The following is a 13,678-nucleotide window of genomic DNA, read 5'->3' on the forward strand; positions in this document are numbered from 1 at the left end:
TCGCGCCAACGCCGAACGCCGAACACGCGAAGGTGCCGAGAAGACTTTTCGTTCCGTAGGGAAACAGCGTAGCCTTTTTTCCCATACGCCTCCCCACCGACATTGAGTTCGGGCCGGTGCGGGCGAGTGCTAGTCGAGTCCAGACGCGCGTGATGCCAAACAACGAATCGAAGATCCCGGTCGGGCAAACGCTCGTCGGCAAATACCGCGTCGTTCGGGAGATCGGGCGCGGTGGCATGGCGGCCGTCTACGAGGCGGAGCAGCTCTCGCTCGGCAAGAAAGTCGCTGTGAAGATCCTTGCGTCGGAGCTGGCCGCTTCGACGATTGTGATTGAGCGTTTCTTCCGCGAGGCGCGCGCGGCCGCGAGCGTGAAGAGCCCGTACATCGTCGACGTGTACGACTCCGGCCGTCTCGACGACGGACGCCCTTTCATCGCCATGGAGCTGCTCGAAGGTGAGTCGCTCTACGACCGGATGGCGCGCGTTCGCATCATCGACGTCGAAACGACGATCCGTTGCATCGTCCACACGGCCAAGGGCCTCATCAAGGCCCACGGCGCTGGCATCGTCCATCGCGACCTGAAGCCCGAGAACATCTTCCTCACACGGAGCGAAGATGGTGACGACACCTGCAAGATTCTCGACTTCGGCCTGGCCAAGTTCTACGCGCCGGTCAACCCGGACAAGGCGCAGAAGCGCCTGACGCGTGAGGGCGCCGTCTTCGGAACGCCGGCGTACATGTCGCCCGAGCAGGTGAAGGGGCAGGGCAACGTCGATCACCGCGCCGATCTCTGGGCGGTGGGCTGCATGGCCTACGAGTGCCTCATCGGCCGTCCGGTGTGGAACATGGATCAGGGCGTCGCGATGACCTTCGCCGCGATCGCCACCGGCCCAATTCCGGTTCCCTCGCACGCACGGCCCGATCTGCCGCCCGCCTTCGACGCGTGGTTCAAGAAGTGCCTCGAGCGCGACCCCAACGCGCGCTACCAGTCGGCCAAGGAGCTGGCTGACGCGTTCGTCGAAGCATGGGGACAGCGTGCCGGCTCGCAGAGCTTCCCCAGCATCCAGGGGGTGACTGGGCGACACGTCCCGTATGCCGCGCCGAGCAGCGCGCGCGGTGGCAGCATCGGGGCGCTCGAAGCGCAGGAGCTCTCGTCGGGCGTGCTCGAGGGCGTGCGCACGCTCGCGCCGCCCATCGGGCGTCCGTCGCCGAATCCCTCGCCGGTCAACGGCGGCCGTCCGGGCAGTGTCGCGAGCGACGCGTCCGCCATTCCGCTGATCCAAAGGCCGTCGTTCGAGGTTCCGCCTTCCGAGCACGACAACACTCCGTCGGTCCGCTCGAAGACGTCGCCCGTACGCATGGTGTTCTCCGCGCTGTTCCTCGGTGCGTCGATCTCCGCAGCGATCTTCGTGTGGATCCGGTTCGTGAACCCGCAGGTGTTCACGCCGGTCATCATGTCGACGTCGAGCGCTGCGCCGAGCTCGGCTCCCTCCGGAACGCCGAAGAGCTCGCCGAGTGTCGAGGAGCCCAAGTGGGGGCCGTCGATCGGCGAAGGCCAGCGACTCTTCGCGCAAGGCCAGTTCGGCGAAGCGCAGAAGAAGTTCCAGGACGCCATGGCCGTCGGCGGCGCGGGAGCGGCCATCGGCAAGAGCTTCATCGAGCAGACGAAGTTCGTCGAGAAGCTGAACGGCATGTGCAAGCCGACCTTCTTCGCGCGGCCGCGTCTGTCGGGCGACAAGCGCGCCGAGCGACCGTCGATCGTCGCGACCGCCAAGGGGGCCCTGGTCAGCTGGACGGACGACCACGAGCAGGACAAGCGTGAGCACGTCTACGGTGTGCTCCTCGACGGCAACGGCCACGCGGTCGGCCCGATCCGCGACCTCACGCCCGAGGCCACCGAAGCCCAGCGACCTCAGCTCGTCAACCACAGTGCCGATCGCTCGGTCCTCATGTGGTGGGACGCCAAGGGGCGCGAGGCCGGCGTGCGCGCGCGCTTCCTCGACGCCGACGGACGTATCGACGCGAGCAAAGGCCAGAGCGTGCTTGTCGGCGCCGCGCGCCCAGGTTCGTTCTGGCCGTCGATCGACAAGGGCCCGGACGGCGGCTACTTCGTCGTCTGGCAAGACGATCGCGACAAGGATGACGACCTCTTCGTCCGCCGTCTGTCGAACGATCTCGACACGGTCAGCCAGGAGACGCGCCTCACCGATTACGTGGCCGCGCCGAAGTCGAAGGCCGGTCCGCCGAAGATTCGCTATCCGAGCGTGGCCGTCGGTCCGAGCACGCTCATCGTCGCCTACCGCCTCGACAAGGATCGCGAGCGCAGCATCGTTCGCATGCGCGTCCCGCTCTCCGACATCGACAAGGGCGGTCTCGACGAGGCCAAGGACAAGGACAAGGTCTCGCGCGAGTTCGGCGACGTCGCGCCGGTCACGCCGTCCGACGACAAGTCCGCCGTCGATGCGCCCGCCGTCGCTTGCGGCGCCGAGGGCTGCTTCGTCGTGTGGCACGTCGACCCCGCCGGCGCTTTCGCGGCGATGATCGATCCCAAAGAGGGCAAGGTCATTTGGCGCAAGAAGCTCGGCGAGAAGAGCGCGCGTCCCTCGCTTGGGGTCAATCGCGGTCAGGTCGCCGTCGCTTATTACGACGCTGGCAAGATCAAGATGTCGTTCCTCTCGCGTGACGGCGTGACGGCTCCGAGCACGTTGCTCCGCGTCTACGACGCCACGAGCCCGCGGCCCTCGCTTGCCGGCGTGCCCGACAAGAACGAGTGGTACCTCGCGTGGCAAGATCAGGAGAACCGCATGGTGCCCTCCGAGATCTACGCGGCTCGCATCGTTTGTCGATGAGCGCGTCGATGAGCGCGCCGGTGGGCGCGCAAAGGCAGGCTCTCGTCGAGGCACTCGTGGTCTCGCTCGTCGTGACGGTGCTCGTCACGGCGGCATCGGCGTTCTTGCCCGATCGCTATATCGCCACGGTCGTCGGATTCGTTTTTCTCGGCGCCACCTGGGCGCTCGTGTGGCGCCGCGACGACGCGCACGTCGAGCGCGCGGGATTGGCGCTCGGCGGCCTCGTGTTGCCTGGCGCCCTGGATGGCAAGCGAGCGGCGCGTGCCGCAGGCGTGTCCGTGATGTGGGCGGCGCTACTCGGCGCGATCTTCTTCGGCCCGTTCTTCTTCGGCTGGCGCATCTTCTGGCATCCGCGCGGCGCCTTCGCGCTCCACATGGCGCCACTCGATCTGGTCAACGAGATCTTTGGCCAGCTCGTGATCATCGCCTTGCCCGAGGAGGCCTTCTATCGAGGCTACTTGCAGTCTCGTCTCGAGGAAGCGATGCCCTCCACCATCAAGATTTTCGGTGCGCGCGTCGGCCCGGCGGTGCTCGTCACCAGTGTGATCTTCGCGCTCGGTCACTTCGCGACGATTCGCGAGCCCGCGCGCTTCGCCGTGTTCTTCCCGTCGCTCGTCTTCGGTTGGCTCCGCCAGCGTACGGGTGGCATCGGCGCGAGCGTTGCATTTCACGCGTCGTGCAACGTCTTCAGTGAGGTGCTCGGGAAAGGCTATCGCCTCTACTGAGGCGATCCGTCGTAGCGACGCGCGACCTGCTCGAACGTGGTGAAGGGGAAGTCGTCCCCCGGCGACTCTTTCAGGAAGACCATGCGGAGGGCAGCATTCACGGCCTCGGCGAGGCTCGAGGTGCCGCTCTTCGCGAGGACGTGCTTCACGTGCGTCTTGAGCGTGGTTTCGGCCATGCCCGTGAAGGCGAGATAACCTTCACGCGTGCCGCCGGCCACGATCCACGCGAGGAGCTCGTGCTCCCTCGGAGAGAGCTTGAAGCTTCGGCTGACGCCGTTGAGGCGCTCGGCGAAGCTCTTCGCGAGTCCGAGCTCGCGCGCAATGACTCGCTGGAGGAACGGCAGGAGCTCGTTCTCCCCGAGAGGCTTCGAGATGATCGTCGCCCCGAGTGCGGCCACGCGATTGACCACCGCGCCGTCGATGTGTCCGGTGACGAGAGCCGCGGGAACTCCGGGAAATTCCGCATGCACCGTCTCGAGGAGCTGAATGCCTGCTTGCCGCTGGGGTCCGAGGGAAAGATCGAACAGGAATCCACACCACTGGCCGCGGTCTCGGAGCTCGCCCGTAGCGCTCTCGAGGCTGTTCGCGTGGCGCACGGGCCGGAACTTCGACACGATGCGTTCGAGAACGCGGAACACCGCGTCTTCGTCTTCGACGACGAGGAGCTTGCCGTAGGCGGAGCGTGATGTCTGCGTCGTCACGTTCACGTGTCCTTCCCGTCTTTGGCGTCCCCCCCCGTCGTTGCTCGGCGAATGCACGAAACGAGAGCCGGCAGTCCCGCGCTCTTCGATACGTAACCCCACACGTTCGCCGCGACAGCGCGCTTGGCCAGCTCGGCCTCTGGCAACGTCGAAAGGAGAATGATCGGTACTTCGATGCCGTAGACGCCCCGGAGTGTCGCGCCGAGATCGTCTCCGAATGCCTCGGGCAGCTGCACGTCGAGGACGAGCGCATCGTAGGGCTGGTTGCTTCGGTGTTTCTCGAACGCTTCGAGGTCGGTCGCCGCGTCCACTTCGAAGCCTTCGCCTTCGAGCGCGGAGCGGATGACTTCCAGTGCGAGTTCGCTGTCGTCGAGAACCAGAACGCGGGATCTAGGACGTGGGGACATCAACGGCTCCGTCCAGCGTCACGAACTCGAGCGTGTGGAAGAGATCGCGGAAGACGAGCGGCTTCTTCAAGAAGAGGTCCGCTCCCGCCGCGAGGGTGGCGCGCCGAACCTCGGGGTTACCGACACTGATGGCGACGACCGCCGTCGCCGCCAGGGTCGGTTCCTTCCGAAGGCGCGCAATCAATGTCGCGCCGTCTTCGTCTGGCAAGTGGTAGTCGACGACGACGAGGTCGTAGTGCCTCGTATGCAGCCTCAGCCACGCGGTTGGTACGTCGATGGCGTGGTCCATCCTCACGCGACACTCTCGACCCGCGAAGTGCTTGCCGAGCGCGTAGTCGAACATGTCACGCACGAGGCGGTTGTCTTCGACGAGCAGAACCCGAAGCTCTTTGCGTCCGATCTCGCGCGTCGTATCGCGCATGCGTCGAACGAGGTCGCTCACGCGCTCCCGTTCGGCGGGGGCCGACGCTTCGAAGCTCGCTCGAAAGCCCGAGGCGACGCCCGGTCCTTGCTCGAGACGAACTTCGCGCACCTCGGCCGTGACGTTGACGGGGCGAACGGCGCGCGGAAACGACAGCGTGAGATCGACGCGTGCGCCGATGGGAGGGAGAACGTCGCTCACCACGAAGACGGAGTCTTCGGAGAGGTCGACCGCGCATGCGACGTCCGCGAGTTCGCCGTAGCGCAGCTCCGCTCGCAGGATCGGCGAGCTGCGGGCTTTCCATTCGGCCACGATCACTTCCTTGCTGCATGTGGACTCAGCGATCGGAAGCCGACTCGGAGCCCACGATCACATCCTCACTGGGAGGAATGGCGATCGCAATGAGACTGTCTGTCGCACACTTCGAAAAACAATCCGCACCACCGTTGTCGGTCCTTAGCTCGGTCCTTAGCTCGGTTCTCAGCTCGCCTGGCAGCGCTGCCTTTTCACTGACGGTGGGACTCGGCCCTCGAGATTCATCTCTCTTGGCTCGCTGGCTCGCTGGCTCGCTGGCTCGCTGGCTCGCTGGCTCGCTGGCTCGCTGGCTCGCTGGCTCGCTGGCTCGCTGGCTCGCTGGCTCGCTGGCTCGCTGGCTCGCTGGCTCGTTTGCTTCGCTTGCGTCGTTTTTTTTTGCGCGAATCACGTGAGCGCGGCCATGAGTCAGCATGAATCCGTCATGTCTCGGCCACGGTTCGGTGTGGTTGTACGTCTAGTGCCTCCGCTGGTCGCATCGGTCGTACATCCCGACGAGCACTGCACGTGCGTCGCAACCCGCCTTCGCGGGTGAGGCAATTACCCCTAGGGGTAATTGCTCGCAGCGAAATCGCGCGGCAATCTCGGCACCGTGGAGACACTCGCGCACGGCTTCATCGTCATGGTCCTCGTCTTGCAGCTCTCGCTGTTCGGGCTGCTCGCGTTGGTCCGCCGGTGCGCGCTTGGGCCGCTCGTAGGGGGAAGCGCGCTGAGTCTCGGAACTCCTGGTCGCTGGTGACGTCAGGAAGGTCGTTTCAAAACGTCGCGGATATTACCCCTAGGGGTAAAGACTTCCGGATTTTAGCCGTGAGATCGTCGTGGGATTGATGACGGACGGCCTTTCGTTTCTCGTCGTTGAGGACGACGACGCCGTTCGAAGGTCGGTCGTTCGTGGGATGAGCTCCCACGGGCATGTCGATGCCGTCGGTACGTGTGCGGCGGCGCGCCTTGCGCTGCGGACGAGAACATTCGACGCGATGATCGTCGACGTGAGGCTTCCCGACGGGGGCGGTTTCGACCTCATCGAGCCCGCGCGCGTCCGCTCGCCAGGCATCGTCGTCCTCGTTTTGACCGGCAGCAACGATCACGGCGTCATTCGTCGGGCTCACGAGCTCCGCGCGCACTACCTCCTCAAGCCGTGCGAGGCGAGTCAGCTCGCGCTCGTGGCCCAGACGGCGCGCGAACGGAAGGAAGCTCGCGAGCGTCGAACTCGCGCCATCATCGAGCGATGGACGGCCGACTATGGCTTGAGCCCCACCGAGGTGGAGCTCCTCGAGCTCGGCGCGGACGGGGTTGCGCGTGACGAGTTCAGCGGGCGTCGGGGGGTGAGACCCGACACGATTCGCAAGCAGATCCAGACGCTCTTGCGGAAAACGGGCGACGAAACATTCGAAGGCGCCGTCAACAGTTTGTTACGCGAAGCTTTGGCCGAGCCGATCTGACCGCGCGTCGTGATGCGCGGTGATGTGCGCCCGGGACTCCGCTATGGTGGCCCGAACTCATGCGCGCTGCGCTTTTCGACATGGACCGGACACTCGTACGCAAGGAGACCGCGAGTCTCTACGTCCGCTACCAGCGTTCGATCGGCGAGGCCACCCGGGCCGACGCGCTGCGTGTTCTCTACTGGGTCGCCCAGTACACGGTCGGAATCATCGACGCGCCCGAGATCGCCGCGCGCGCTCTGACGTCGCTCGCCGGAACGCCCGAGGTCCAGCTGACGGCACGGTGCGACGACTGGTTTCGTCGCTACGTCGAGCCTCACGTGTGCGACGAGGGGCGCCGCGCGGTCGAACGACATCGTGAGCAGGGCGATCTTCTCGCCATCGTCACGGGGGCCTCGGCCTATACGGCGCGGCCCCTCGCGCGACGGCTCGAGATCCCGCACGTCGTCGCGACGGAGCTCGAAGTCGACGACGGCGGATGCTTCACGGGCAAGTTCGTCGCCCCGCTCTGCATCGGTGCGGGGAAGGTCGAACGTGCGCGAAGCCTGGCGCAGACGCTCGGCTTCGCACTCGAAGAAGCCACGTTCTACAGCGACTCCTTCACCGACCTGCCGCTGCTCGAGCTCGTGGCCAATCCGGTGGTCGTCAACCCGGATCCGAGGCTCGCACGCGTTGCACGAAAGCGGCGCTGGCGCGTCGAGCGTTGGTGAGCGCTGGTGACCGAGCGCGCGGAGCGCTCTACTCGCCGACCATCGTTCGAACGACCGACGTGACGATCTCCCGAGAAAACGGCTTCGGGAGGCACGTGTTCTCGACCGACTGAAGGAACTCCTCGGAGCGCGGAGAGAACGCTCCGCCGGTGAGGAACACGATCTTCTTCGCCTGCGGCGGCGCCGAGCGCGAAACCGCGTCGAAGAAATCCATGCCGCTCATACGCGGCATCATCAGGTCGCAGAAGACCACGTCGAAGCTCTCCTGCGCGATCAGCGCGAGTGCCTCGCGAGCGTCGGTCTCCAGCGTCACGTCGTGGTCGCGGATCAGAATGCGCCGGATGGCTTTGCCGATCGACGGTTCGTCGTCGATGACGAGGACCTTGCCGCGACGCGCGGTGGGCGCGGCGGGCGCGTCACTTCTGCGAGCGGGAGGAAGCGTGGGCGTGCGCGACGTCGTGACGGGGGCGGCCGGGAGCGAGACGCGGAACGTGGTGCCCCGACCGACCTCGCTGTCGGCCTCGATCTCGCCGCCGAGCGACGTCACGATCGCGTGGCACATCGAGAGCCCGAGACCCACCGCCGGGCTTTGCTTCGGAAGGTTGGGCGTGAAGAACGGATCGAAGATCCGATGCAGCACTTCGTTCGGGATCCCCGGGCCGTCGTCGTGCACTTCGACCACCGCGCGCCCCGAAGCGTCGGTCGACGTGGTGAGGAGGATCGTGTGGTGTTCGGCGTCACCGTCGCCCATGGCCTGGGCGGCGTTGAGAATGAGGTTCATGAAGACGCGCGTAAGCTCCGCCTCGCTCGCGACGACGGGCGGTGCTGGCGCGTAGTCGCGACGAATCGTGGCGTGATGGCGAACGGCGTTCGCGGTCGCGCGGACGGCCTCTTCGAGTGCAGCCGTGAGCTGGACCGGGCGCTTCTCGATGTCGTCGCCGCGACTGATGTGTTTGAGGTCGTCGACCGTGCGGCGGACGCGTTCGGCGCCTTCGCTCGCATCCTGGAGGGCCGCCGCAATTTCGGCGAGGTCCGAGAGCGATGCCGGAGGACGCCCGGCTTTGCCGTGGATGACGTCGAGCGCGTAGTGGACGTTGGCGATGATGGTCGCCAGGGGATTGTTGATCTCGTGCTGCATCCCCGCGGCCATCGTGCCGATGGCGGCAAGACGCTCGGCCATCGCGAGCCGTCGTTCGAGACGGCGCCGCGTGCGTACGTCGCGGAACACCATGACGCTGCCGGCGACGACGCCCCCTTCGCCGTTGATCGGCGCGACGGTCCCTTCGACCTCGATTTCGAGGCATTCCGTGTAGGAGCGTGCTGCGCGATTCGCCTGCACGTCGGGGGAGGATCCCTCGCCGTTCGGCCGCCGAGGGCGGAGTCTTGCCGCGAGAGGAAGCGGCGTGGTCACGCGCTCGTGCAAGGCGGCGTGAACCAGCTTCGTGAACGCGGCATCGTGTTCGTCCACGAGACGGACGATGTCGCCGAGGGGGCGGCCGAGCGCTGCGTCGCGCGAGACACCGAGCAGCGATTCGGCCGCCGAATTGAGGAAGGTCACGCGGCGGTCGGTGTCGTTCGTCAGGACCGCGTCGCCGATGGACTCGAGCGTGGTCGCGAACCACTGTTCGCGGGCGGCCAGCGCATTCTCGAGCCCAGCCTGCTGGAGCGCGATCTCGACGGCGATTCGGAGCTCGCGCGCGTTGAACGGCTTCTTCAGATAGCCGAGCGGTGCGGTCTCCTTGGCACGAGAGAGCGTCTCCTCGTCGGTCGATCCGGTCAGGTAGATGACGCGGACGCCGAACTCCTCGCGCAGACGGCGGGCGGTCTCGATCCCGTCGATCGGACCTTCCAGCTGAATGTCCATGAGCACGAGGCGTGGCTCGATGCGGGCTGCCGCCTCGAGTGCGCTCATTCCGGAAGGTGCTGTTTCGGGGACGTCGTAACCGGCGCCAAGGAGCACGGCCCGAATGCTCTCAGCGACGATCCCTTCGTCTTCCACGACGAGAATCGTGGCGGACATCTCCCGCGTATGGTCGCGCTTTGGCGAGCGTCTCGCAAGCGTAATGCTTGTGGCCGGGCGGGGCTGGGGCTAACTCGAGACCGATGAGTTCCGAGCTACCGCTGCCGTTGGTCGACGCGATTGTCGTTCGGGCCCTCGAAGAGGACCTCGGAGCGGGCGACGTGACGACGGAATCGTGCGTCCCCGAAGGGCAAAAGGCCATCGCCCATGGCGTGGCCCGCAAAGACGTCGTGTCCTGCGGCATGCCTGTTGCCGCCCGGGTTTTTGCGCTGCTCGATGCAACGCTGCGATTCGAAACACTCGTCGAGGAGGGGGCCAAGGTGGGCTCCGGAACCCGCCTTTTCACGGTCGAAGGCTCGGCGCGGGCCATCCTGACCGGCGAGCGCGTCGCCCTCAACTTGATCCAGCGCATGTGCGGCGTCGCGACCATGACGCGGCGCTACGTGGACGCCGTTCCGGCGGGCAGCACCACGCGCGTTACCGACACCCGAAAGACCACGCCCGGTCTTCGCCTGCTCGAGCGGTACGCCGTTCGCAAGGGCGGCGGAAAGAACCATCGCAACGATCTCGGCTCTGCCGTCCTCATCAAGGACAACCACATCGTGGCGGCTGGTGGCGTGCGCGCGGCGATCGAGGCTGCTCGCGCCCGTGCCCCGCACACGAGCCGCATCGAGTGCGAGGTGGATTCGCTCGAGCAGCTCGAAGAAGCCCTCGCCGCTCGTGCCGACATCGTCCTCCTCGACAACATGGACACGCGCACGGTGGAGGAAGCCGTTCGCCGTACGCGCGGTCGCGCCCTGCTCGAAGCATCTGGCGGTATCACGCTCGAGCGCATCGCCGAGCTCTCACGCGCCGGAGTCGATGCCATCAGCGTGGGCGCGCTCACACACTCCACGCCCGCGGCCGACATCGGCCTCGACTTCGTGTCGTGAGTCCCCCGGGAATCCAGGCCTCGTCGCTCGTGGGCCCGGATCTCGCGCGCCTCGCGGAGGCGATCGCCGAACGCGGACTTCGCCTCGGCGGTCGCCTGCATCTGCAAGACGAAACCGAATCCACCAACGACGACGCGAAGCGGGGCGCCAAGGATGGCGAACCGCACGGTGCGTTGTGGGTGGCCGAATCGCAGCGCAAGGGCCGAGGTCGCCAGGGCCGCACGTGGCTCTCGCCGCGCGGTGAGAACCTTCTCTTCTCGGTCCTGCTCCGCATTCCGTGTTCGCCCGTGCGCGTGCCGCCCGTCTCGCTCGCGTGCGGTCTCGCCGTGCGTGATGCCGTAGCGCGCGCCGTGGGCGACGACGCCGACGTGCTCGTGAAATGGCCGAACGACGTGCTGGTGAAGCGCCGGAGCGACGGGCGCATGCGCAAGATCGCCGGCATCTTGGTGGAGTCGGGCCTCGTCGGATCGCGCGTCGACTACGTGGTCGTGGGGATCGGTATCAACGTCCACACGAAGGCGCTTCCGGAAGAAGTCGCGGAGCTCGCAACGTCGGTGGCCATCGAACGAGGCGACCGAGGGCTCGAAGGCCCACCTGATCGCGCGTCGATCTTGGCGGACGTGCTTGCCGGCCTCGAGCACGACGTCGAGCACGTTGCGCACCGCGGACTGGGGCTCGTCCACGGGCGGCTCTCTCGCAGCGACGCGCTCCTCGGTCGTGAGGTCGAGAGCGATGCCGGCGAGCTACGGGGCACCGCGAATGGCATCGATCCCGAAGGTCGCCTCGTCGTACGCAAGGACGACGGCACGATCGTGCGCGTGATCTCCGGCGAGGTCCGCCTGAAGCCTCTCGCGCGCTGACCGTCAGCTGCCGCTCGGCACGCGTGTCTCGCGGAGACCGCGCGGAACGGTGACGTGCTCGACGAGCGCGAACACGCCCTGCACGACGAGCGCGAGGCCGGCCGCTGGGATGGCGCCCTCGAGAATGGTGGGGATGTCGTTGAGCGACAGGCCGGTACTGATCGGCTCGCCGAACCCTCCGGCACCGATGAAGGCAGCGATCGTCGCGCTACCGACGGCGACGACGGCGCTGGTTTTGATTCCTGCCACGATGGTCCGCGAGGCGAGGGGAAGCTCCACGTGACGAAGCCGTTCGAGGGGCGACAGGCCTAGGGCGACCGCCGCTTCCCGCAGCTCGTCGGGAATCGACTCGAGACCGGCGTGTGTGTTTCGTACGATGGGCAAGAGCCCGTAGAGGAAGAGCGCGAGCAGGGCAGGCGTCTCGCCGATTCCGACGAGCGGAATGAAGAAGCAGAAAAGGGCGAGCGACGGAATCGTCTGCACGATGCCCGTGATGCCGAGGACGGCCGCCCCGGCGCGAGGCTTCGCAAACGCGAGGATGCCGAGGGGGACGCCGATCAGCGTCGAGAAGAAGAGCGAGATGGCGACGAGCGTGAGATGCCTCGGACCATGCCGCAGGATGACTTCGTACGTGCCGCGCCAGAGGCTCGGCCGCGACGACGAAGACGACGGCGTCCCAAGAATGCCGAGCTTTGCGAGCTCGTCGGCCGCAACGCGTGCGAACGGAACGCCGTCGAGATCGGCGCGTGCGTTGAGCCGCTGCATGGTGCTCACGTCGACGGCGCCGTGCATCCGCTCGAAGACGGCGGCGAACTTCGGCTCGCGCTTGATGAGGTCGGCGCGGTAGACGAAGACGGCGTCGTAAGGCGGAAAGAAGTGCCGATCATCGTCGAGGACGACGAGGCCATAACGGACGATTTTGGCGTCGGTCGTGTAGACGTCGACGGCGTCGACGTTGCCTCGCGCGATGGCTTCGTAGGCGAGCGCGTGGTCCATCACCGACGCGGGCGTGGCGGGGCGCAGGCCGTAGCGTGCTTCGAGACCAGGCCACCCATCGCTGCGTCCGGCGAACTCGTGGCTCAGCGCGATTTTCAGCTCGGGATGCGCGGCGAGATCGGACAGCTTCGTGAGCCCGAGCTTCTTTGCCACCTCGCCGCGTACGGCGATGGCGTACTTGTCCTCGAATCCGATCGGGTCGGACAGCAGGAGACCGCGAGGCGCCAGCGCCGCACGAAGGCTACCGAGATCCGCGCGGCTGCCCTTGGCGACCGTCTCGGCGAGCGTGCCGGTGTATTCGGGGTATGCGTCGATGGCGCCGTCTTCGAGCGCGCGGAACACCACGGCCGTACCTCCCAGGCCGAGCTCGTGCGTGGTCTCGATGCCCTCCGCGCGCGCGATCTGCACGGCCATCTCCGCGAGCACGTACGACTCGACGAATCGCTTCGAGCCGATCTTCACCGGTCGAGTTTCCGCGGCGCGCGTCCAGGTCGTGAACGTCAGGACGAACGAAAGGACCGAGAGCCAAAGCGCGACACGTCTCACGCGATGGCCCCTGCGAGGCTGCGCTGGGCGCCGACGAACTCGGAGACGAAGGGATCGGCCGGGTGATCGATGAGGTCGCGCACGCCTCCCTGCTGGACGATCCGTCCGTCGCGCATGACCGCGATCGAATCGGCGAGATAGGCCGCTTCGCCCATGTCGTGGGTGACGATGACCACGCTCTTGCCGAGGCGCTGGAAGGCCGTCCGAAGGTCTTCTTGGAGCCTCGCGCGGATGATCGGGTCGAGCGCGCCGAGCGGCTCGTCGAGGAGGAGGACGTCGGGATCGAGCATCAGGGCACGCATGAGCCCGACGCGCTGACGTTCGCCGCCGGAGAGCGCACGTGGGTAGCGAGCGAGAAGCGTCTTGGGGAGGCCGGCGAGGTCGACGAGCTCATCCACGCGAGCGCGCATTCGCTCGGTCGGCATGCCTCCGAGACGGGCCACGAGGGTGACGTTGTCCTCGGCCGTCAGGTGAGGGAAGAGGCCGCCGTCCTGGATGACGTAGCCGATCCGCCGACGAACCTCGCGCGCGGTCGCTTCGGTGACCTGAACCTTGCCGACCGTGACCGTGCCAGTATCGGGGATCACCAGCCCGAGAATCATGCGCAGGAGCGTGGACTTTCCGCAGCCGCTCGGCCCGATGAGGGCGACTCGTTCGCGCGCGCCGATCTGCAGCGAGGTTCGGTGGATGACCGCCCTGCCTTCGAACGACTTGCTCACTCCCTCGAGCGAGACCATGCGTTGCCCAGGTTAATGCG

General features: G+C 66.6%; 13 protein-coding genes. 7 read left to right on the plus strand and 6 right to left on the minus strand.

What is annotated here, in order from left to right; genetic code table 11:
- Positions 1-152 precede the first annotated feature (152 nt).
- Together AKJ09_RS28910 and mrtC are read left to right on the plus strand one after the other, a co-directional pair.
- Positions 153-2,849: a serine/threonine protein kinase gene (locus AKJ09_RS28910; protein ID WP_146651094.1), complete on the plus strand. Its 2,697-nt coding sequence runs from the start codon at positions 153-155 to the stop codon at positions 2,847-2,849.
- 8 nt (positions 2,850-2,857) lie between these two features.
- A complete protein-coding gene (mrtC, locus tag AKJ09_RS28915; RefSeq protein ID WP_146651095.1) occupies positions 2,858-3,574 on the plus strand; it encodes a myxosortase MrtC in 717 nt (238 codons plus the stop codon).
- On the opposite strand, the gene AKJ09_RS28920 is transcribed toward mrtC, so the two are convergent.
- From AKJ09_RS28920 to AKJ09_RS28930, 3 genes are read right to left on the minus strand one after another with little or no spacing between them, the layout of a single operon-like run.
- Positions 3,568-4,275, minus strand: coding sequence for a LuxR C-terminal-related transcriptional regulator (locus AKJ09_RS28920; protein ID WP_169927955.1), 708 nt, complete (start codon positions 4,273-4,275; stop codon positions 3,568-3,570). The two genes, mrtC and AKJ09_RS28920, sit on opposite strands and share 7 nt — an antisense overlap.
- A 2-nt stretch (positions 4,276-4,277) precedes the next feature.
- On the minus strand, positions 4,278-4,682 hold the full coding sequence (locus AKJ09_RS28925) for a response regulator (protein WP_146651097.1): 405 nt from the start codon (positions 4,680-4,682) through the stop codon (positions 4,278-4,280).
- A complete protein-coding gene (locus AKJ09_RS28930; RefSeq protein ID WP_146651098.1) occupies positions 4,666-5,415 on the minus strand; it encodes a response regulator in 750 nt (249 codons plus the stop codon). Before AKJ09_RS28930 ends, AKJ09_RS28925 begins: the two co-directional genes overlap by 17 nt.
- 556 nt (positions 5,416-5,971) lie before the next feature.
- Here AKJ09_RS28930 and AKJ09_RS28935 point away from each other — a divergent pair.
- From AKJ09_RS28935 to AKJ09_RS28945, 3 genes are all read left to right on the plus strand, one after another.
- Positions 5,972-6,154 carry a hypothetical protein gene (locus AKJ09_RS28935; RefSeq protein WP_146651099.1) on the plus strand — a complete coding sequence of 61 codons (183 nt, stop codon included), beginning with the start codon at positions 5,972-5,974 and terminating at the stop codon, positions 6,152-6,154.
- 88 nt (positions 6,155-6,242) lie between these two features.
- Entirely contained in the window at positions 6,243-6,857 is a 615-nt protein-coding gene (locus tag AKJ09_RS28940) for a response regulator (RefSeq protein ID WP_169927956.1), read from the plus strand.
- A gap of 59 nt (positions 6,858-6,916) precedes the next feature.
- Complete coding sequence (locus AKJ09_RS28945) at positions 6,917-7,567, plus strand: HAD family hydrolase (RefSeq protein WP_146651101.1); 651 nt, start codon at positions 6,917-6,919, stop codon at positions 7,565-7,567.
- A 28-nt stretch (positions 7,568-7,595) separates the two neighbouring features.
- Here the strand turns inward: AKJ09_RS28945 and AKJ09_RS28950 are convergent, their stop codons facing one another.
- Complete coding sequence (locus AKJ09_RS28950; RefSeq protein WP_146651102.1) at positions 7,596-9,587, minus strand: ATP-binding response regulator; 1,992 nt, start codon at positions 9,585-9,587, stop codon at positions 7,596-7,598.
- An 83-nt stretch (positions 9,588-9,670) separates the two neighbouring features.
- Between AKJ09_RS28950 and nadC the strand changes: the two genes are divergently transcribed.
- Together nadC and AKJ09_RS28960 are read left to right on the plus strand one after the other, a co-directional pair.
- The gene (nadC, locus tag AKJ09_RS28955) at positions 9,671-10,519 is read left to right on the plus strand and encodes a carboxylating nicotinate-nucleotide diphosphorylase (protein WP_146651103.1); all 849 of its coding nucleotides are present in this window, start codon (positions 9,671-9,673) and stop codon (positions 10,517-10,519) included.
- Positions 10,516-11,379, plus strand: a complete 864-nt coding sequence (locus AKJ09_RS28960; protein ID WP_146651104.1) for a biotin--[acetyl-CoA-carboxylase] ligase — start codon at positions 10,516-10,518, stop codon at positions 11,377-11,379. Before nadC ends, AKJ09_RS28960 begins: the two co-directional genes overlap by 4 nt.
- Positions 11,380-11,382: 3 nt before the next feature.
- On the opposite strand, the gene AKJ09_RS28965 is transcribed toward AKJ09_RS28960, so the two are convergent.
- Positions 11,383-12,879: a glycine betaine ABC transporter substrate-binding protein gene (locus AKJ09_RS28965; RefSeq protein WP_420814284.1), complete on the minus strand. Its 1,497-nt coding sequence runs from the start codon at positions 12,877-12,879 to the stop codon at positions 11,383-11,385.
- A 38-nt stretch (positions 12,880-12,917) separates the two neighbouring features.
- Entirely contained in the window at positions 12,918-13,658 is a 741-nt protein-coding gene (locus AKJ09_RS28970) for an ATP-binding cassette domain-containing protein (RefSeq protein WP_146651106.1), read from the minus strand.
- Between the last annotated feature and the right edge of the window lie 20 nt (positions 13,659-13,678).

It is taken from the genome of Labilithrix luteola (assembly GCF_001263205.1).
Lineage (GTDB): Bacteria > Myxococcota_A > Polyangia > Polyangiales > Polyangiaceae > Labilithrix > Labilithrix luteola.

What these genes read in the sequence shown, in the direction of transcription:
- AKJ09_RS28910 (WP_146651094.1), top strand. Translation starts at nt 153, where the DNA reads ATGCCAAACAACGAATCGAAGATCCCGGTCGGGCAAACGCTCGTCGGC.
- mrtC (WP_146651095.1), top strand. Translation starts at nt 2,858, where the DNA reads ATGAGCGCGCCGGTGGGCGCGCAAAGGCAGGCTCTCGTCGAGGCACTC.
- AKJ09_RS28925 (WP_146651097.1), bottom strand. Translation starts at nt 4,682, where the DNA reads ATGTCCCCACGTCCTAGATCCCGCGTTCTGGTTCTCGACGACAGCGAA.
- AKJ09_RS28940 (WP_169927956.1), top strand. Translation starts at nt 6,243, where the DNA reads ATGACGGACGGCCTTTCGTTTCTCGTCGTTGAGGACGACGACGCCGTT.
- AKJ09_RS28945 (WP_146651101.1), top strand. Translation starts at nt 6,917, where the DNA reads ATGCGCGCTGCGCTTTTCGACATGGACCGGACACTCGTACGCAAGGAG.
- AKJ09_RS28950 (WP_146651102.1), bottom strand. Translation starts at nt 9,587, where the DNA reads ATGTCCGCCACGATTCTCGTCGTGGAAGACGAAGGGATCGTCGCTGAG.
- nadC (WP_146651103.1), top strand. Translation starts at nt 9,671, where the DNA reads ATGAGTTCCGAGCTACCGCTGCCGTTGGTCGACGCGATTGTCGTTCGG.
- AKJ09_RS28970 (WP_146651106.1), bottom strand. Translation starts at nt 13,658, where the DNA reads ATGGTCTCGCTCGAGGGAGTGAGCAAGTCGTTCGAAGGCAGGGCGGTC.